Source organism: Streptomyces sp. S.PB5, assembly GCF_030403745.1.
In the GTDB taxonomy this organism is placed as follows: domain Bacteria; phylum Actinomycetota; class Actinomycetes; order Streptomycetales; family Streptomycetaceae; genus Streptomyces.
In genome coordinates this window covers 229,887-248,852 of the sequence record NZ_JAQMWP010000005.1, presented here as the reverse complement: position 1 = coordinate 248,852, position 18,966 = coordinate 229,887, and the positions used below count along the sequence as shown (strand labels likewise).

The window sequence follows — 18,966 nt, the reverse complement described above, 5'->3', positions numbered from 1 at the left end:
ACACCGAGGACCCCGCCGTCGTACGACGACAGGGTCCCGCGGCTGAGTCCTTACGCGGCGGAGGAGCTGCTGCTGGAGGAGGTGCCGGTGCTCGACGACTTCGACTCCGAGGACGACGAGGTCGAGGTGGACGTGGAGGGCGTCGACGACTTCGACGACGTCGCCGGCGAGCTGCTCGACGAGGAGCCGCGGCTGTCGTTGCGGTAGAAGCCGGAGCCCTTGAAGACGATGCCGACCGCGGAGAACACCTTCTTGAGGCGGCCCTGGCAGTTGGGGCACTCGGTCAGGGCGTCGTCGGTGAACTTCTGCACCGCCTCGAGGCCCTCGCCGCACTCGGTGCACTGGTACTGGTAGGTCGGCACTTGTCTTCCTCCTGGCACTCTCACTCAATGAGTGCTAACGAGGGTCCATAGTGACGTATTCCCGAGGATCAGTCCACCGTCACCGGCATGCGGTGACCGACGCCACGTGCGACGGTCCGGGTCCGGGGCCGCGCCACCAGGTGTGGCCGGAGCGCCAGCAGGGTCGCCAGGGCGAGCAGCGTGCCGGCCATCGGCACCAGGAATCCCGCACCGTTCCAGAAGCGGTCCTCCAGCTGTCCGGCGACCGTGACGGCGGCCGCCTGCCCGAGCGCCACCGCACCGGTCAGCCAGGTGAAGGCCTCGGTGCGGGCGCCGACCGGCACCAGGCTCTCGACCAGCGTGTAGCCGGTGATCAGCGCGGGCGCGATGCACATGCCGACCAGCAGGCCGAGCCCGGCGAGCGCGAGCACGGAGTGCGCGGCCCACAGGCCGGAGGCCGTCAGCGCGAGCGCGCCGTACCCGACGACCAGGCGCTGCTGCGGGCCCGCCTTCCACGCGACGGCGCCGCACACGATCCCGGAGAGCATGTTGCCCGCGGCGAAGACGCCGTACAGGACGCCGTTCAGACCGGGTTCGCCGATCGACTCGGTGAACGCGGCCAGCGAGACCTGCATGCCGCCGAAGACGGAGCCGATGCCCAGAAACGTCACGATCAGCACGCGCACGCCGGGCACACGCAGCGCGGAACCGTGCTCCACGCGCGCGTGCTCGTCGACGGTCACCAGCGGCTGCGTGCTCTTCTGCGCCGCGAACAGCAGACCACCGATCAGGGTCAGCGCGGCCTCCGTCACCAGACCCGCGGCCGGGTCGACGGCGGTGCACAGCGCCGTGGCGAGCAGCGGGCCGAGGACGAAGGTCAGCTCGTCGGTGACGGACTCGAAGGCCGCCGCCGTGGTCATCAGGGGAGAGCCCTTGAGCTTCACGCCCCAGCGGGCGCGCACCATCGGGCCGATCTGCGGCACCGAGGCGCCCGTGGGGACGGCCGCCGCGAACAGCGCCCACAGCGGCGCGTGAGAGAGGGCGAGCGCCGTCAGTGTCAGACCCGACGCCGTGTGCACGAGCACGCCCGGGATCAGCACGGCGCGCTGACCGTAACGGTCGGCGAGGCGCCCGCTGTAGGGCGCGAACAGCGCCATGGAGACACCGGTGACGGCAGCCGCGGCGCCCGCTGCGCCGTACGAGCCGGTGGTGTGCTGAACGAGCAGCACGATGGAGATCGTCAGCATCGCGAACGGCTGACGCGCCGCGAAGCCGGGGAGCAGGAACGTCCAGGCGCCGCGCGTGCGCAGCAGCTGCCCGTATCCCGGACGGGAGGTGACCGTGGATGCCACGGCCCGTGCCTTTCTGCCGCCTGGTAGCGCGCCTGTGCGGGGCGCCGAGAGCTGTCCTCTTGCGCGCTGCGGTAGATACCGGCGCCCACTGCGGGAGGGGCTTCTCGGCCGCCATACGGTCGCGCCAGCAATGCGTCAGGCAGAGTTGGTTCGATCAGAATGTGCCTTCATCGTACAGGTGTCGATGGCTGGTACACCTGTGAAAATGAGCACCATGAGGCTGTTCGCCTGCGATTACCCGAGGTGTGAACCATGCGAAATGCCCCCTTAACAACGCCGGGTGTCGCAGAGCGCGCCGCGCGCGCCTCACGCACGCCCACCGCGCACGCCACCCCACCCCCGTCAGCGCCGCGGCGCTGCGCCGTTCGTGCCCAGCCACCCCGCCAGCTTGCCGCCGTGCCCGACCGCGCGCAGTCGGCGCTCCGCCGCGTCCCGCACGGGATCTGTGGCGACCACGAGCAGTTCGTCCCCGCGGCGCAGCACCGTCGTGGGTAGCGGAACGAACGATTTTCCATCGCGGACGACGAGGGTGACGGCGGCCCCGGCGGGCAGCCGGAGCTCGTTGACCTCCACGCCGTGCATCTTCGAGCCCTCAGGGATCGCGACGGACAGCAGGTGCCCGCGCAGCCGTTCCAGGGGCGCCGACTCGATGCCGAGGTCGGCTGCCTCCGCGTCCCCGCCCAGGCGCAGCTGACGGGCGAGCCAGGGCAGGGTCGGGCCCTGGACCAGGGTGTAGACGACGACCAGGATGAAGACGATGTTGAAGACGCGACGGCTGCCGTCGACGCCGTTCACCATGGGGATCGTCGCCAGGATGATGGGGACCGCGCCGCGCAGCCCGGCCCAGGACATGAGGGTCTGCTCCTGCCAGGGCACCCGGAACGAGGTCAGGCACAGCACCACGCTCAACGGGCGCGCGACCATGGTCAGCACCAGGCCGATGACGAGCGCGGGCCAGACGTCGTCGCCGAGTTCGTGCGGGGTGACGAGCAGACCGAGCAGGACGAACATACCGATCTGGGCGATCCAGCCGAGCCCTTCGGCGAACCCGCGCGTGGCAGGCCAGTGCGGCAGCTTGGCGTTGCCCATCGCCATGGCGGCGAGGTAGACGGCGAGGAAGCCGCTGCCGTGCGCCAGCGCGCCGGCGGCGTACGCCGTCACCGCGATCGCCATGACGGCGATCGGGTAGAGGCCGGAGGCGGGCAGCGCCACGTGCCGCAGACCCCACGAGCCGAGCCAGCCGACCGCGATGCCTATGGCGGCGCCGATGGCCAGCTCCAGGGTTATCTCGCCGAGCAGCACATACCAGTGCTCCACCGGGCCCGCCGCGGAGAAGGCGACGACCAGGATGACCACAGGGGCGTCGTTGAAGCCGGACTCGGCCTCCAGCATGCCCGTCACGCGCGCGGGCAGGGGGATCTTGCGCAGGACCGAGAAGACGGCTGCCGCGTCCGTCGAGGAGACGACTGCTCCGATGATGAGCGCCTGGCGCCACTCGAGGCCGATCAGGTAGTGCGCTGCCGTCGCCGTGACCCCGACGCTCACCGCGACCCCGGCCAGGGCCAGCGCGGTGGCGGCCGGCAGGACCGGCTTGATCTCCTTCCACTTCGTGCCGAGACCGCCTTCGGCCAGGATGACGACCAGGGCCGCGTATCCGATGACCTGGGTCAGTTCGGCGTTGTCGAAGTGGATGTCGCCGATGCCGTCCTGGCCCATGGCGACGCCGATGCCCAGATACACGAGCAGACTGGGGAGCCCGCTGCGCGAGGAGATCCGGACCGCTGCGACGGCGACGAGCAGGACGAGCGAGCAGACGAGCAGGAGCTGGTTGAGGTCGTGGACGGTCAGCGGCTGTTCCCTTCCCTGGCTCACGGGCATCACGCGCGCGTGGGCTCACGTACATAGGACACGAAGTGACGCGCCTCCGCATCCAAGTACTTCGTTACCTTACCTAACTCTTGACGATTTCTTGACACTCCTCAAGGCAAGATCGAACGCCCGTCCGCGTTGGTAGCCGACTCCGCGTCAAGTGGCGTCGGGCCCTGCGCCTATGGTTGCTCCAGCGCTCATTCAAAGTCACAGCCCCGCCTGCCGCTCGCGTTAGGACAGCAAGGACAGCGATGCCCCCCAACACCACCGCCTCATCGGGTCAGAAGCCCGGCAAGTCCGGCAGGAAAAAGGGGCGCAAAGCCCGTCTGATCGTCCTCGTCCTGGTGCTGGCCATCATCGGGGGCGTGGCCTACGGGGCGTACTGGTCCATCAGCACCGTCCGCGCCTCCTTCCCGCAGACCAAGGGTTCGATCTCACTCGAGGGCCTGTCCGGACCGGTCGACGTGCAGCGCGACGGCTACGGCATCCCGCAGATCTACGCCTCCTCCGACGAGGACCTGTTCATGGCGCAGGGCTACGTCCAGGCGCAGGACCGGTTCTACGAGATGGACGTGCGCCGCCACATGACGTCCGGGCGCCTGTCGGAGATGTTCGGCAAGAGCCAGGTCGACAACGACGAGTTCCTGCGCACGCTCGGCTGGGACCGGATCGCGAAGAAGGAGTACGACACCAAGCTGTCGGCCTCCACGAAGAAGTACCTCCAGGCGTACGCCAAGGGAGTCAACGCCTACCTCAAGGGCAAGGACAGCGAGGAGATCTCCCTCGAGTACGCGGCCCTGGGCTTCGCCAACGACTACAAGCCCGCCGAGTGGACCCCGGTCGACTCCGTCTCGTGGCTGAAGGCGATGGCCTGGGACCTGCGCGGCAACATGCAGGACGAGATCGACCGCGCTCTGATGACCAGCCGCCTCGGCCCCAAGCAGATCGCCGACCTGTACCCGGACTACCCGTACAGCCGCAACAAGGCGATCGTCCAGGAGGGCCAGTACGACGAGCTCACCCAGACGTTCGAGCAGGAGGGCTCCTCGTCCTCCTCGGGCTCCACGAGCGGTGCCACGGGCACCGGCACCTCCTCGGCCTCCTCGGCCCTCCAGAGCCAGCTGGCGGGCCTTCAGGACGTCCTGGACGACGTCCCCACGGCCGTCGGCGTGAACGGCAACGGCATCGGCTCCAACGCCTGGGTCGTCTCCGGGTCGCACACCATCACGGGCAAGCCGCTGCTGGCCAACGACCCGCACCTGTCGGCCTCGCTGCCGTCCGTCTGGTACCAGATGGGCCTGCACTGCCGCACCGTCTCCAGCAAGTGCCAGTACGACGTCACCGGCTACACCTTCGCGGGCATGCCCGGCGTCGTCATCGGCCACAACCAGGACATCGCCTGGGGCATGACCAACTCCGGCGTCGACGTCACCGACCTCTACCTGGAGAAGCTCAGCAGCGACGGCTACCTGTACGACGGCAAGACCAAGCCCTTCGTCACGCGCGAGGAGACCATCAAGGTCGCCGGCGGCGCGTCCAAGACGATCGTCGTCCGGGAGACCAACAACGGCCCGCTGCTGTCCGACCGTGACGACGAGCTCGTCAAGGTCGGCAAGAAGGCCGAGGTCGACACGGCCGCGCCCGACCGCGGGGACGGCTACGGCATCTCCCTGCGCTGGACCGCCCTCGACGCCGGCACCACCATGGACGCCGTGTTCGCCATGGACAAGGCGAAGGACTGGAACGACTTCCGCGCCGCGGCCGCCCTGTTCGAGGTGCCCTCGCAGAACCTGGTCTACGCCGACAGCACCAACATCGGCTACACGCTGCCCGGAAAGATCCCCACGCGCGCGAAGGGCGACGACGGCTCGATCCCGGCCCCCGGCTGGGACTCCAAGTACCGCTGGACCGGCTGGATCAAGCAGGACGAACTGCCCTACGAGTTCAACCCGGAGCGCGGCTACATCGTCACCGCCAACCAGGCCGTGATCGACCCCGACAAGTACCCCTACACGCTCACCACGGACTGGGGTTACGGCACCCGCAGCCAGCGGATCACCGACCTGATCCAGTCGAAGATCGACGACGGCGGCAAGATCTCCACCGACGACATGCGCCAGATGCAGGTCGACAACAGCAGCGAGATCGCCAGGCTGCTCGTGCCCAAGCTGCTGAAGATCGACATCGAGGACAAGGACGTCCGCGAGGCGCAGAAGCTGCTGGAGGGCTGGGACTACACCCAGGACGCCGACTCCGCGGCGGCCGCCTACTTCAACTCGGTCTGGCGCAACATCCTCAAGCTCGCCTTCGGCAACAAGCTGCCCAAGGAGCTGCGGGTCAAGGGCCAGTGCCTGTGGGTCGACCCCGTCAACACCACCGGGCCCGCCGACGAGACGGAGAAGGTCCGCGAGTGCGGTCAGCGCGACGCCGACCAGGCGCAACCCGACGGCGGCGACCGCTGGTTCGAGGTCGTGCGCGACCTCATGGACGACGAGAACAGCGACTGGTGGAAGACCCCGAAGGGTGTCGGTGACCGCCCGGAGGCCAACAACCGCGACCAGCTCTTCAAGCGCGCCATGATCGACGCCCGCTGGGAGCTGACCGCCAAGCTCGGCAAGGACATCGACTCCTGGAGCTGGGGCCGGCTGCACCGTCTGTTCCTGAAGAACCAGACGCTCGGCACCGACGGTCCCGGCATCGTGCAGTACATCCTCAACCGCGGCCCCTGGAAGCTCGGCGGCGGCGAGGCCACGGTCAACGCCACCGGCTGGAACGCCGCCGGCGGCTACGGAGTCGTCTGGGTGCCCTCGATGCGCATGGTGGTCAACCTCGGCGACCTCGACAAGTCGAAGTGGATCAACCTCACCGGCGCCTCCGGGCACGCCTACAGCGCCCACTACACCGATCAGACGGGCAAGTGGGTCAAGGGCGAACTGCTCGACTGGTCCTTCTCGAAGGACGCGGTCGACAAGAGCACGAGCGACACCTTGGTGCTCAAGCCGTGAGCCACTGACGGCGAACCGCCGAACGGGCCCCCACACGCGTGGGGGCCCGTTCGTATGCGAGGGGTAGGGGGCGTGCGCATCTCCCGCGCGCCCTCTACATGTTCACGAGCCGCGTCTCACAGCCCCGTATCTCACGAGCCGTTGCTCACGCGTCGCCACGGAAGCGGCGCACGCCCGACGGCGTCACCACCGCGTGCACCGGCTGGTCGTGCGACTCCTCCGGGACCCGCTCCACGACCTCGGAGTCGTAGAGCAGCACCACGAGCGCCGGGTGTGCGCCCGCGCGCTCCAGGTGCGCGAGCACCCGGTCGTACGACCCTCCGCCGCGCCCCAGGCGCATACCGCGCGCGTCGACCGCCAGGCCGGGCAGCAGCACGACGTCCGCGCCGGTCACGGCATCCGGGCCGAGGCGCTCCCCGGCGGGCTCGAAGAGGGCCATCTTCCCGCTGTGTCGGACGCGCGCGAGAGAGCCCGCCCCGGTGTACGCGCCCCAGTCCAGGTCGTTGTCCGGCAGGAGAGCCGGGAGCAGGACCTGCACGCCCCGGGCGCGCAGCGCGTCCAGCAGCGCGAGCGTGCCGGGTTCGCTCCCCACCGAGACGTACGCCGCCACCGTGCGCGCCTGCGCCAACTCGGGCAGTCCGAGCGCCCGCCCGGCCAGCGCGGTCGCGGCTTCCCGCACGTCATCGGCCGTCAACCTGTTCCTCACCACGAGGAACTCTCGGCGCAACATTCGCTTGTCAGGCTCGGCCGAACGTCCGATGTGGTTCAAAGGTCGTACCCGCACCCTTCTAATAGGCTCATATCAGAGCTTATTAACCGGAGCCTCAGATTCCTTGCAAAGGCACCGGATAAGGTTGCGGCCATGACTCAGTCGCACCCTCGGATCACCAAGGCTGTCATCCCCGCAGCAGGTCTCGGCACCAGGTTCCTGCCGGCCACCAAAGCCACTCCCAAGGAGATGCTGCCGGTCGTCGACAAGCCGGCGATCCAGTACGTGGTCGAGGAGGCCGTCTCCGCGGGCCTCGACGACGTCCTCATGGTCACAGGCCGCAACAAGCGCCCCCTCGAGGACCACTTCGACCGCAACTACGAGCTGGAATCGGCCCTTCAGAAGAAGGGTGACGCGAGTCGGCTCGCCAAGGTGCAGGAGTCCAGCGACCTCGCCACCATGCATTACGTCCGCCAGGGCGACCCCAAGGGTCTCGGTCACGCCGTTCTGTGCGCGGCGCCGCACGTGGGCCACGAGCCCTTCGCCGTCCTTCTCGGCGACGACCTGATCGACCCGCGCGACCCGCTGCTCAAGCGGATGGTCGAGGTCCAGGAGCAGCACGGCGGCAGCGTGATCGCGCTCATGGAGGTCGCGCCCGAGCAGATCCATCTCTACGGTTGTGCGGCCGTGGAGACCACCGAGGACGGCGACGTCGTCAAGGTGACCGGCCTGGTCGAGAAGCCGGACGCGGCGGACGCCCCGTCGAACTACGCGGTCATCGGCCGTTACGTCCTCGACCCGCACATCTTCGACATACTGCGCAAGACCGAGCCCGGCCGCGGCGGCGAGATCCAGCTCACCGACGCCCTCCAGCAGCTCGCCGAGGACGAGAAGGTCGGCGGTCCGGTGCACGGCGTCGTCTTCAAGGGCCGCCGCTATGACACCGGCGACCGGGGCGACTATCTGCGTGCCATTGTCCGACTCGCGTGCGAACGTGAAGACCTGGGCCCCGACTTCAGGGCCTGGCTTCGCAGTTACGTAGCCGAGGAGATGTAGCAACGTTGAGCAGCGCCGCGCCCCGCACCACCGGCCAGGACCACCTCTGGTCGGTGGACGAACACCTGGAGGACATCCTCGCGACCGTCCGTCCCCTCGAACCCATCGAGCTGCAACTCCTCGACGCCCAGGGCTGCGTCCTGGTCGAGGACGTCACGGTGCCGGTCTCACTGCCGCCGTTCGACAACAGTTCCATGGACGGGTACGCGGTACGGGTCGCGGATGTCGCGGGCGCGAGCGAGGAGTTCCCCGCTGTCCTGGACGTCGTCGGGGACGTCGCGGCAGGCCAGGCCGACCTGCTCCACGTGGGACCCGGCCAGGCCGCCCGCATCATGACCGGCGCCCCGCTGCCACCCGGCGCCGAGACCGTCGTTCCCGTCGAATGGACGGACGGAGGCCTCGGCGAGGGGCCCGCGACCGGCATGCGCGCCCGCGCGCTGGCCCCTGAGGGCGCCGAGGGACACGTGCACGTGTACCGGCCCGCCGAGGCACGCGCGCACGTACGCGCGAAGGGCAGCGACGTGAAGGCCGGCGACCGCGCCCTGGAGGCCGGCACCGTCCTCGGCCCGCCGCAGATCGCGCTGCTCGCCGCGATCGGCCGCGGCACGGTACGCGTGCGCCCGCGCCCGCGCGTGGTCGTCATGTCCACCGGCAGCGAACTCGTCTGGCCCGACGAGCAACTGGGCAACGGCCAGATCTACGACTCCAACAGCTTTGCCCTCACCGCGGCCGCCCGTGACGCCGGCGCCATCGCCTACCGCGTGGGCGCCGTCGCCGACGACGCCGACACCCTCCGCAACACCATCGAGGACCAGCTCGTCCGCGCCGACCTCATGGTCACCACCGGCGGCGTCAGCGTAGGGGCCTACGACGTGGTCAAGGAGGCCCTCTCGCACGTCGGCGACGAGGACGAGGCCGGCAGCGGCATCGACTTCCGCAAGCTCGCCATGCAGCCCGGCAAGCCCCAGGGCTTCGGCTCCATCGGCCCCGACCACACCCCGCTGCTCGCCCTGCCGGGCAACCCCGTCTCGTCGTACGTCTCCTTCGAGCTGTTCGTCCGCCCCGCGATCCGCACCCTCATGGGCCTGAACGACGTCCACCGGCCGCGCACGCGCGCGAGGCTGACCGCGGACAAGGCGCTGACCTCGCCGAAGGGGCGCAGGCAGTTCCTGCGCGGCACGTACGCCGACGGCGCGGTGAGGCCCGTCGGCGGTGCAGGGTCGCACCTGGTCGCGGCGCTCGCGCACGCGGATGCGCTGATCGTCGTACCCGAGGACGTCGAGTCCGTCGAACCCGGCACCGAGGTCGAGGTGGTCCTGCTCGGCTGAGGGCTCCTGGTTGGCGGTACCGTGTCGCGCACAACAGGCCCGCGCGCCGCACCGCGAAGGGCCGGGACCGGGAGCGCCGCACAGCATGAGTACGCAGGACCGACTGACCCACATCGACGAGGCGGGCGCCGCCCGCATGGTCGACGTATCCGACAAGGACGTGACCGCGCGCACCGCCCGCGCCAGCGGCCGGGTCCTCGTCTCGCCCCGTGTGATCGAGCTGCTGCGCGGTGAGGGGGTCCCCAAGGGCGACGCTCTCGCCACCGCGCGGATCGCAGGCATCATGGGCGCCAAGCGCACCCCGGACCTGATCCCGCTGTGCCACCCGTTGGCCGTCTCCGGTGTGAAACTGGACCTGTCGGTCGCGGACGACGCCGTGGAGATCCTCGCCACGGTGAAGACCACGGACCGTACGGGCGTCGAGATGGAGGCACTCACCGCGGTCTCCGTCGCCGCGCTCACCGTGATCGACATGGTCAAGGCCGTCGACAAGGGAGCGGTCATCACGGACGTTCGGGTGGAGGAGAAGACGGGCGGCAAGTCGGGCGACTGGAGCCGGGCGTGAGCGCCGGGGCGCACGACGCTGTGCCCGCGCCGTATCGCGCGCTGGTCGTGACTGCCTCCAACCGGGCCGCCGCCGGGGTCTACGAGGACAAGGGCGGCCCGTTGATCGCCGCGGGCCTGAAGGGCTTCGGCTTCGACGTCGAGGGACCGCAGGTCGTACCCGACGGGGACCCCGTGGAGGCCGCCCTGCGCGCGGCCGTCGACGCCGGATACGACGCCGTCGTCACCACCGGCGGCACCGGAATCTCGCCCACCGACCGCACTCCCGAGGCGACCCGCAAGGTGATCGACCGCGAGGTGCCGGGCATCGCCGAGGCCATCCGGGCGTTCGGACGGGAGAAGGTGCCGACCGCCGCGCTCTCCCGAGGGCTGGCCGGAGTGGCGGGGCGGACACTGATCGTCAATCTGCCGGGTTCCACCGGCGGGGTGAAGGACGGGCTGGCCGTCCTGGAGCCCTTGCTGGTCCACGCCGTCGACCAGATCCGCGGCGGCGACCACCCCAGACCCGGCGCCGGCACTGGGGGTGCGAGCTGAACAGCCCGTCCTGGCCCGCCGTACTGGCGGACGGCGATGTCGTCCTGAGGCCGATAAAGGTGCGCGACCAGCGGGCGTGGCGCGACGTCAACCGGCGCAACCGGGACTGGCTGCGCCCCTGGGAGGCGACCATCCCGCCGCCCACGCCCAGCGGGCCGATCGCGCACCGGCCGACCTACCGGCAGATGGTGCGGCACTTGCGGTCCGAGGCGAACGCGGGCCGGATGCTGCCGTTCGTCATCGAGTACCAGGGGCAGCTCGTCGGGCAGTTGACCGTCGCCGGGATCACCTGGGGCTCGATGTGCTCGGGGCACATCGGCTACTGGGTGGACGAGGCGGTGGCCGGGCGTGGAGTGATGCCGACGGCCGTGGCGCTCGTCGTCGACCACTGTTTCCGGACCGTCGGCCTGCATCGCATCGAGGTCTGCATTCGCCCCGAGAACGGGCCCAGCCGCCGGGTCGTGGAGAAACTCGGATTCCGTGAGGAGGGGCTCCGGCCCCGTTATCTCCACATCGACGGAGCCTGGCGCGACCATCTCGTCTTCGCCCTCACCGCGGAAGAGGTACCGGAAGGGTTGCTCGGGCGGTGGCAGCGGGCACGCTCGCAGAAGGCGCCGCACAACACACCGTGGAACCCGCAGAACACGCCGGGGAATCCCGCATAGCCCGGGAAGCGGTCCGCGATGCACCTCGGAAAATTGAATATATGTTCGAGAATGATCGGGTGGCGATCGTCTCGGGGCATTAAATTCGCGGCCCGAGCGGCCTGTTGATCGCATCGGTCACAAAAAAAGCTCGAAATATCAGCCAGATCGTGCGACACACCGGCCCAATTGGCGGATGGCCTCACGCGAATCCCTCTACCGTGTGAGGCGTGAGCAGCAGCGGCCTCATCTACGCAGTCATTGTCGGGGCCTGGGCCGCCTACTTGGTGCCGATGTGGCTCCGTAGGCAGGACGAGCTGAACGAGGCCCGTCCGACGGAACGCTTCAGCACCGCCATCCGGCTGCTGTCCGGACGGGCGGGGATGGAGCGCCGGTACGCCAAGGACCTGCGGGCGCGCTCCACCGAGGAGGGGGAGCCCAGCGCCGTGGACCCGGATGCCGTCACCGATTCGGTGGACGTCCGGGCCTTTGCCATGCCGCCGACGCGCCCGCAAGTGCGCGCGGAGGTACAGGCGCGCGCCGAAATGCAGGCACCAGCGCGCAAGGAAGCGGCGCGCGGAACGGCGCAACCGGCGCGCGAAAGGACGGCCGAGTCCGCCGCGCACGCCCCTGCCTCCACTCCTGGCACACACGCCCCGGCATCCGCATCGGCCCCCATGTCGGCGCCCGCATCCGGATCCGCGCCGGCGCGCAAACCCGTACCGGCTGCGCGGCGCGCGCCCTCGGCGGAAGCCGCCGCAGCGCGCGCCCGGCGCACGAAGGCGCTCGCGCGCCGTCGGCGCACAACCGTGGTGCTTTTCATCGCCTTCACGCTCGGCGCGATCGTCGCCGCCGTCGGAGGACTCGCGTTCCTGTGGGCGCCCGGCGTGCCCGCCGTGCTGCTCAGCGCGTACATCGCCTACCTGCGCTCCCAGGAGCGCCGCCGTTTCGCCTACCAGATGGACCGGCAGCGGGCCGAGGCGGCGGCGCAGCGGCTGAAGGAACGGGCGCGCCAGCCGCGCCGGCGCGCGGCCACCGCCGCAGCCGTCGACGCCGACGACCCGGACGACGGACCAGAGCCCGAGCAGGACCCCGGGCTGTCGGCGCTCGCTGCCGACCGGCGCGCCCTCGTCGAGCAGACCGACCACGCCGAGTGGGTCGACCAGCAGCGCGAGCGGCAGCGCAGGCCGGGGCACGGGGACAGCTGGGAGCCGGTACCGGTGCCCTTGCCGACGTATGTGACGGCGCCGGTCGCGCCGCGGGCCACGGCCGACGTGGACCTGGAGGCGCCGGACGCGTGGAGTTCGGCGCGGTCCAGCGCGGTCGCCGGGGACCGGGAGGCGCGCGGTGCCGAGTCAGGCTCCGAGCAGAACGGTCCGGCGCAGGACGCCGAGGCGGGGGAGCCGTCCCACGCCGAGGACAGGTCGGAGGGGGGCGGGCGCAGCGACGCGCGCCGGGCCGCCTCCGCGCGCCGGGCGCGCGAGCGGGGACGTACGCCGCTCTTCGATCAGTACGAGGACGGGGAGCGGCCGCGGGCGGCCAACGAGTAGTTGCCGGCGACACCCGGCTTTCGCTCCGTCCCGCCCGACCCGTCCCACCTGCTGTCGGCCCCGCCCGGGCGGCCAGGGAACGGATTTCCAAGCACCCCGATCGGGGTGCTAAGGTTTCACTCGTTGCAAGGGCCTGTGGCGCAGTCCGGTAGCGCACCTCGTTCGCATCGAGGGGGCCAGGGGTTCAAATCCCCTCAGGTCCACGCAGCATAGAGCCCCTGTCGGTGGAAACCGACAGGGGCTCTTGCACGTTCCATTGCAGCGCGGTGGCCCCGCAGCCGTTCACCGCGTTCACTGCGCTCGCCCGGACTTCTTCTGCCGCAGTGCCAGACCTGCCGGAACCACCGCCGATATGACCGCCAGGACCGCGCACGCGCCTGTGGCCGCCGCGAGTTCCGTCCAGGGCAGGCGGATCGGGGACCGCACCGACTGCAGTCCCAGCGCACCCCACATCCCGCCGAGGTTGAGGGCCGTCACCAGCAGGCCGAGAACCGCGCCCACGGCCACCACCAGTGCCGCCTCGGCGGCGACGAGGCGCAGCACCTGACCGGTCGTGGCGCCCGCCAGCCGCAGTGACGCGAACTCCCGCGCGCGGTCGGACGTCGCCATGAGCAGCGTGTTGGCGAGGGAGATGCCGGTGTAGAGGAGCACGATGCCCAGGACGAGGAGGAGACCGAGGCGGGTCCGCTCGTCGGCATCGGTGAAGGTGGCCGTGGGGTAGGCGGTGTGCAGCCACTCGTCGCGGGTGAGGAGCGTCGCGTCCGAGGCGGCCAGGGAGCGACGCAGTTCCGCCTCCGTCGCCGCCCCCTTCACCTCCACCCGGTCGACCACCGCACCGCGCGCGTTGGCCGGCGTGACGTACACCCCGTTGTCGCCCGTACCGACCGGCATCACCGCGGCGATGCGGAGGGACCGGCGGGTGCCGTCACCGAGCCGGACGGTGACCTGGCGGCCGACCTCGTGCTGCGCCCATTCCTCGTTGACGATGATCGAGTCGTCGTCGAGATCGGTGACACGGCCCGCCGTCAGAGGCAGACGCACGGTGGCGGCCAGTGCCCTCGGATCGGCCGCGCGGGCCTCGGACCTGATCAGCGCGACGCCCTCCTCCAGAACGTAGACCGCGCTCGACGCCGTCGCAGAGATCTCGGTGTCGGGGAGCGCGCGCAGGCGGCGTACGACCTCCGGGGACAGGCCCGTCGGCGATGTGACCACGAAATCGGAGACGGTCCGCAGGCGGGCCTCCGTCGCCTTCGCCTCGTTCAGGGTGGCCGTGGCGCCTAGGAGTGAGCCGGTCAGGGCCACCGTGACCAGGACGGGGGCGGCGACGGCGGCCGTACGGCGCAGCGCTGCGCCCGCGTTCGAGCGGACCAGGAAGCCGCAGGGGGCGAGGAGCCCGGTCAGGGGGCGGACAAGGGCCGGGGCGAGCAGGGCCGTTGCGGTGATCAGGAGCATGGGGCGGCTGACGTACGTCTTGCGGTGCAGCAGGTCGCCCGGGTCCGTCAGCAGCGTCAGCACGCATGTGACCGTCGCCGTGACGAGCAGGGCGGTGCCGCACAACAGGCGGCCGCGGGTCAGGGGGCGTTCGTCCGCTGCCGCCTCGCGCAGTGCCTGTGTGGGGGCGGTCCGGCCCGCCCGCCAGGATGCGGCCAGCGCGCCGCACACGGCCACCGACAGACCGGTCCAGAAGGCGAGTTGGTACGGCCACACGTGGTCGCCGATCGCGAACCAGGACGGCGCCAGACCGCCGTCGACCACCCACTCGGCCAGCCACGGGGCGGCGTACGCCCCCAGCGCGCAGCCCGCCGCGGACGCCAGTATCCCCACGACAAGCGCCTCCGTCAGGACCGTCCGGCGGAGCTGGCCCGGTGTCGCGCCCACCGTGCGCAGCAGGCCGAACTCCCTGCGGCGCTGGGCCACCGCGAAGGCGAAGGTCGACGCGACGACGAACACCGACACGAAACCGGTCACCCCGCCCGCCGTGCCGAACAGGGCGTTCAGCGTGGTGAGTGCCTCGGCGTCCCGCTCGGGGTCGGCGTCCGCGAGCCGGCGCGCGTCGCCGGTCAGCACCCGCGCGCGGCCGTCCACCACGCGCCGTACCGCCGCCGCATCCGACTCCACCACGAGCTGGGTGCTCACCGGTGCCAGCTCAGCCGCCCGCGCATCCGTGAAGAAGAAGGCGCTCTCGAAGCCGTATGCGCCCCACGCGTCCCCCGCGCTCACCGTGCCGACCACACGCACCACCCCGTGCGCCGTGCGCATGCGCTGTCCGACGGCCGCCGGCAAGCCGTCCGTGGCGACCACCTCGTCCGCCGCCCTCGGCGCGCGGCCCGCGGTCAGTTCGTACGGCGCGAAGGCAGCGGTCGACCACGGGTGACCGACGACGTCGTCGCGTACGGCGAAGGTGCGGTCCTGCGTGACCCTGCCGAGTCGGCGCAGCGAGGCGACCGTCTCCGTCGGGACGGGGCGTGGATGGGCCAGCTTCTGGACGCGGTCGCCGATCGGGGTCGGTACGCGGAGGGTGTCCTGGCCCTTCACCACGACCGGGGCCGCAGAGAAGCGTTCCGGTTCGAGGGCGGGGGCGTCGAGGGAGGAGGCGAGGGCCAGCCCCATCACGGTGAGCAGGGCGACGCCGAGGGAGAGGGCGACGAAGCTGCCGGTGAAGGCGCTCCAGCGGGTGCGCAGGGTGCGCAGGGCGAGGCTCAGCACGGGAGGACCTCCGAAACGCCGGCTCCTGCGCCGGCCGGTCCTGCACCGGCGGCTTCCGCGCCGCCCGCTCCTGGGGCACCGGCTCCCATGCCGCCCGCCTCGGGAACGCCCGCTTCCGAGGCGTGCGCTCCCGGTGCGTCCGCTTCAGAAGCGCCGCTTCCCAACGCTCCGGACTCCAAGGCGCGCGCCCCCGGAGCCTCACACCCCCGCACGCCCCCTTCAGAAGCGCCCGCCCCCGCCGTATCCGGAGGCGCCCCCGCCGCATCATCAGGCGCCCTCGCCGTACCCACAGGCACCCCCGCTTCCAGCGATGTCATGCGCCCGGCGATCTCACCCGCCCCCGCTCCCGTCAACTCCCCATGCACCCGCCCGTCGACCAGGAAGACGACCCGGTCCGCATACGACGCCGCCACTGGATCGTGCGTGACCATCACGACCGTGCGACCCTCCGCGTCGACGAGCGACCGCAGGAGCGTCAGCACCTCGCGCCCGGTCCGGGAATCCAGTGCGCCTGTCGGCTCGTCGGCGAACAGCACCTCCGGGCGGGTGATCAGGGCGCGGGCCAGGGCGACGCGTTGCTGCTGGCCGCCGGAGAGCTGGGCGGGCCGGTGGCGGGTGCGGTCGCCGAGGCCCACCCGTCGCAGCGCCTCACGCGCGCGTGCCTTCGACACGCGGCGGCCGGCCAGGCGCAGCGGCAGGACGACGTTCTGCTCGGCGGTCAGGGAGGGGAGGAGGTTGTACGACTGGAAGACGAAGCCGATGCGCTCGCGGCGCAGCAGGGTCAGGCGGCGCTCGCTCAGGGTGGTCAGCTCCGTGCCGCCGACCCGTACCGAGCCCGAGGTCGGGCGGTCGAGGCCGGCCGCGCACTGCAGCAGCGTCGACTTGCCCGAGCCGGAAGGGCCCATGACGGCGGTGAAAGTGCCCTGAGGGAAGCCGAGTGAGACGCCGTCCAGGGCGGTCACACCGCTGTCGCCGCCGCCGTACCGCCTCACGACGGAGGTCAGCCGGATCGCGTGGTCGGTGATCCGGCTGGGGATCCGGTCGGTGATCTGGTGTGTGAACTGGCCAGTCATCTGCCCTCATTAAGTCCGCGGAAGGCCGACGGCCCTCATCGAGTCGAAGTTCGGGATCGAGGCCGGAGGCGACGCCGGTCTCGGCGCCGACCCCGAAGAGGGCTCCACGAAACCGCGCCACCGCCCCTCGGAGCAGTGCGGCAGGACCGAGATCTGAGGTAGGGCCAGGCATACCCCCGGATGTCCGCCTGGACGGATTCCGTCCGCCCGTACCCGCCTCCTACCGTGATCTCCATGACGGTGTGGCAGGCGCTGAGCGGGCGCGGATACCTGGGGTCGGCATGGCCGTGGCGGTCGGTCGTCTTCCTGGCAAGCGGGGCGGTGTTCGGGGCGGTCGTCCTGGTGGCGATCGTCGCGGGGGCCGTCGTGGGCGGCGCCACGGCCGTCGTACTCGTCGGGCTTCCGTTGCTCGTGCTCACCGCGCTGTCCGGGATCCCGGTGGCCGCCGTCGAGCGGTGGCGGCTGCGGCTGGCCGGGCTGGGGCCGGTGCCGCTCGCGCGGCATCGGGTGCCCGACGCGCCCGGGCTCACCCGGTGGCTCACCGTGCGGCTCAAGGAGGCCGCCACCTGGCGGGAGCTGGCGTATGCCCTGTTGCTCGGTCTCGTGCTGTGGCCGCTGGACGCGCTGGTCGTCGCCTTCGCGGCCGGGGTTCCGCTGTTCCTGCTGGCCACGCCCTTGCTGGTCGCCGTCGACGGGGAGGCGAAGGTCGTCAAGCTGTGGACGGTCGACACCTGGCCGGCCGCGTTCGGGGTCGCGGCGGCCGGGGTGCCGTTGCTGCTCGTGGGGGCGTACGTGCTCGGGCTGGGCGCCGGAGCGCGCGCCGAAGTTGCGAAAGCCCTGCTGGGCGCCCCCGGGGACAGTGAGCGCGTCTCCGAACTCGTGCGCTCCCGCGTGCGGTTGGTGGACGCCTTCGAGGCGGAGCGGCGCCGTATCGAGCGCGATCTGCACGACGGAGCCCAGCAGCGCCTCGTCGCCCTCACCATGGCCCTCGGCCTCGCCCGCCTGGACGCCCCGCCCGGCGGCCCGCTCGCCGAGCAGCTCGCCAAGGCGCACGGGGAGGCCGAGAAGGTCCTCGCCGAACTCCGCGAGCTCATCCACGGGATCCACCCCAAGGTCCTTGCCGACTACGGTCTCGAAGCCGCCGTCGCGGACGCTGCGGACCGCAGCGCGGTCCCGGTCGACGTGGAGCTGGACCTCCCGGGCCGGCTGCCGCAACCCGTGGAGACGGCCGCGTACTTCGTCGTCTGCGAGGCGCTCGCGAACGTCGCCAAGCACAGCGGGGCGAGCCGGGCGACCGTCAGCGGGGGATACGCGGACGGGCGGCTGACCCTCGCCGTCCGCGACGACGGACACGGTGGCGCCTCCGCCGCGCACGGCAGCGGGCTCACCGGTCTCGCCGACCGGGTGTCAGTGCTCGATGGCATGCTTTCCCTGTCCAGCCCGCCGGGCGGACCGACCCTGCTGCGAGTGGAGATCCCTTGCCGGCCGACCGAGCCCTGCGCCTAGTCCTCGCCGAGGACAGCGTGCTGCTGCGCGACGGACTCGTCGGGCTGCTCACGCGCTTCGGGCACGAGGTGGTCGCGGCCGTCGGCGACGCGGAGACGCTCCTCGCGGCGGTCGCCGAGCACGAGCCCGACGTGGTCGTCACGGACGTCCGGATGCCGCCCGGCTTCCAGGACGAGGGGCTGCAGGCGGCCGTGAAGCTGCGCGAGGAGCGGCCCGGGCTGCCGGTGCTGGTCCTCAGCCAGTACGTGCAACGGGCGTACGCGGCCGAGCTCCTCGACTCCGGTGACGGGACGGGCGTCGGCTATCTCCTCAAGGACCGGGTGGGCCAGGTCGAGGAGTTCGTGGACGCGCTGCGGGAGGTGGCGGCCGGGGGCACGGTGGTCGACCCCGAGGTCGTACGGCAGCTGCTGCGGCGTCGGCGGGATCCGCTCGCCCGGCTCAGCCCGCGCGAGCGGGAGGTGCTGGCGCTGATGGCCGAGGGCAAGTCGAACGGGGCGATAGCCAAGGCGCTGGTGGTGTCGGACGCGGCGGTCGGCAAGCACATCGGGTCGATCCTCACCAAGCTGGACCTGCCGCCGGCGGAGGAGACCCACCGGCGGGTGCTGGCGGTACTGGCGTACCTCAGGAGCTGACCCCGGCCCCCGGCCCTCGCGCGCCTGCCAGGACGCCGGGCCGCACCGGACGCCCGTCAGGACCGGTACAGGGCCGACGCACAGGACGACCGGCCCA

14 protein-coding genes, 1 tRNA gene and 1 pseudogene are annotated in these 18,966 nt (G+C 71.3%); 10 read left to right on the top strand and 6 right to left on the bottom strand.

Annotated elements, in window-relative coordinates; genetic code table 11:
• Positions 1 to 50: 50 nt before the first annotated feature.
• From PH203_RS15070 to PH203_RS15060, 3 genes are all read right to left on the bottom strand, one after another.
• Positions 51 to 362, bottom strand: a complete 312-nt coding sequence (locus PH203_RS15070; RefSeq protein ID WP_289920446.1) for an FmdB family zinc ribbon protein — start codon at positions 360 to 362, stop codon at positions 51 to 53.
• A 68-nt stretch (positions 363 to 430) separates the two neighbouring features.
• Positions 431 to 1,693, bottom strand: a complete 1,263-nt coding sequence (locus PH203_RS15065; protein ID WP_289920445.1) for an MFS transporter — start codon at positions 1,691 to 1,693, stop codon at positions 431 to 433.
• A 342-nt stretch (positions 1,694 to 2,035) separates the two neighbouring features.
• Positions 2,036 to 3,571 (bottom strand): potassium/proton antiporter, encoded by a 1,536-nt coding sequence (locus PH203_RS15060; protein ID WP_289920444.1) that lies wholly within the window; start codon positions 3,569 to 3,571, stop codon positions 2,036 to 2,038.
• A 242-nt stretch (positions 3,572 to 3,813) separates the two neighbouring features.
• Between PH203_RS15060 and PH203_RS15055 the strand changes: the two genes are divergently transcribed.
• A complete protein-coding gene (locus PH203_RS15055; protein ID WP_289920443.1) occupies positions 3,814 to 6,567 on the top strand; it encodes a penicillin acylase family protein in 2,754 nt (917 codons plus the stop codon).
• Between the two features lie 145 nt (positions 6,568 to 6,712).
• Here PH203_RS15055 and PH203_RS15050 read toward each other — a convergent pair whose 3' ends face one another.
• Positions 6,713 to 7,336, bottom strand: coding sequence for a 5-formyltetrahydrofolate cyclo-ligase (locus tag PH203_RS15050; RefSeq protein WP_289920442.1), 624 nt, complete (start codon positions 7,334 to 7,336; stop codon positions 6,713 to 6,715).
• A gap of 93 nt (positions 7,337 to 7,429) precedes the next feature.
• On the opposite strand from PH203_RS15050, the gene galU reads away from it, so the two are divergent.
• The 7 genes from galU to PH203_RS15015 all read left to right on the top strand — a co-directional run bounded on the left by galU (position 7,430) and on the right by PH203_RS15015 (position 13,155).
• Entirely contained in the window at positions 7,430 to 8,332 is a 903-nt protein-coding gene (galU, locus tag PH203_RS15045) for a UTP--glucose-1-phosphate uridylyltransferase GalU (protein WP_289920441.1), read from the top strand.
• 5 nt (positions 8,333 to 8,337) lie between these two features.
• Positions 8,338 to 9,660 (top strand): gephyrin-like molybdotransferase Glp, encoded by a 1,323-nt coding sequence (gene glp, locus PH203_RS15040; RefSeq protein WP_289920440.1) that lies wholly within the window; start codon positions 8,338 to 8,340, stop codon positions 9,658 to 9,660.
• Positions 9,661 to 9,745: 85 nt separating this feature from the next.
• A complete protein-coding gene (moaC, locus tag PH203_RS15035) occupies positions 9,746 to 10,225 on the top strand; it encodes a cyclic pyranopterin monophosphate synthase MoaC (protein WP_289920438.1) in 480 nt (159 codons plus the stop codon).
• Entirely contained in the window at positions 10,222 to 10,758 is a 537-nt protein-coding gene (locus tag PH203_RS15030; protein WP_289920437.1) for a MogA/MoaB family molybdenum cofactor biosynthesis protein, read from the top strand. The genes moaC and PH203_RS15030 overlap by 4 nt, the downstream gene beginning before the upstream one ends.
• The gene (locus PH203_RS15025; RefSeq protein WP_289920717.1) at positions 10,755 to 11,423 is read left to right on the top strand and encodes a GNAT family protein; all 669 of its coding nucleotides are present in this window, start codon (positions 10,755 to 10,757) and stop codon (positions 11,421 to 11,423) included. The genes PH203_RS15030 and PH203_RS15025 overlap by 4 nt, the downstream gene beginning before the upstream one ends.
• Before the next feature lie 209 nt (positions 11,424 to 11,632).
• Positions 11,633 to 12,952 carry a gephyrin-like molybdotransferase receptor GlpR gene (glpR, locus tag PH203_RS15020; protein WP_289920436.1) on the top strand — a complete coding sequence of 440 codons (1,320 nt, stop codon included), beginning with the start codon at positions 11,633 to 11,635 and terminating at the stop codon, positions 12,950 to 12,952.
• Between the two features lie 129 nt (positions 12,953 to 13,081).
• A tRNA-Ala gene (locus PH203_RS15015) sits at positions 13,082 to 13,155 on the top strand.
• A gap of 88 nt (positions 13,156 to 13,243) precedes the next feature.
• Here PH203_RS15015 and PH203_RS15010 read toward each other — a convergent pair.
• Complete coding sequence (locus tag PH203_RS15010) at positions 13,244 to 15,658, bottom strand: FtsX-like permease family protein (protein WP_289920434.1); 2,415 nt, start codon at positions 15,656 to 15,658, stop codon at positions 13,244 to 13,246.
• A 299-nt stretch (positions 15,659 to 15,957) separates the two neighbouring features.
• A pseudogene (locus PH203_RS15005) lies at positions 15,958 to 16,731 on the bottom strand (ABC transporter ATP-binding protein); the annotation flags it as partial.
• A gap of 234 nt (positions 16,732 to 16,965) precedes the next feature.
• Here PH203_RS15005 and PH203_RS15000 point away from each other — a divergent pair.
• Both PH203_RS15000 and PH203_RS14995 read left to right on the top strand, forming a co-directional pair.
• Positions 16,966 to 18,237: a sensor histidine kinase gene (locus PH203_RS15000; protein ID WP_289920433.1), complete on the top strand. Its 1,272-nt coding sequence runs from the start codon at positions 16,966 to 16,968 to the stop codon at positions 18,235 to 18,237.
• Positions 18,210 to 18,869, top strand: coding sequence for a response regulator transcription factor (locus tag PH203_RS14995; RefSeq protein WP_289920432.1), 660 nt, complete (start codon positions 18,210 to 18,212; stop codon positions 18,867 to 18,869). The genes PH203_RS15000 and PH203_RS14995 overlap by 28 nt, the downstream gene beginning before the upstream one ends.
• The last annotated feature ends 97 nt before the right edge of the window (positions 18,870 to 18,966 follow it).

Coding starts and splice junctions, on each gene's coding strand:
- PH203_RS15060 (WP_289920444.1), bottom strand. CDS start 3,571: ATGCCCGTGAGCCAGGGAAGGGAACAGCCGCTGACCGTCCACGACCTC.
- PH203_RS15055 (WP_289920443.1), top strand. CDS start 3,814: ATGCCCCCCAACACCACCGCCTCATCGGGTCAGAAGCCCGGCAAGTCC.
- galU (WP_289920441.1), top strand. CDS start 7,430: ATGACTCAGTCGCACCCTCGGATCACCAAGGCTGTCATCCCCGCAGCA.
- moaC (WP_289920438.1), top strand. CDS start 9,746: ATGAGTACGCAGGACCGACTGACCCACATCGACGAGGCGGGCGCCGCC.
- PH203_RS15000 (WP_289920433.1), top strand. CDS start 16,966: ATGACGGTGTGGCAGGCGCTGAGCGGGCGCGGATACCTGGGGTCGGCA.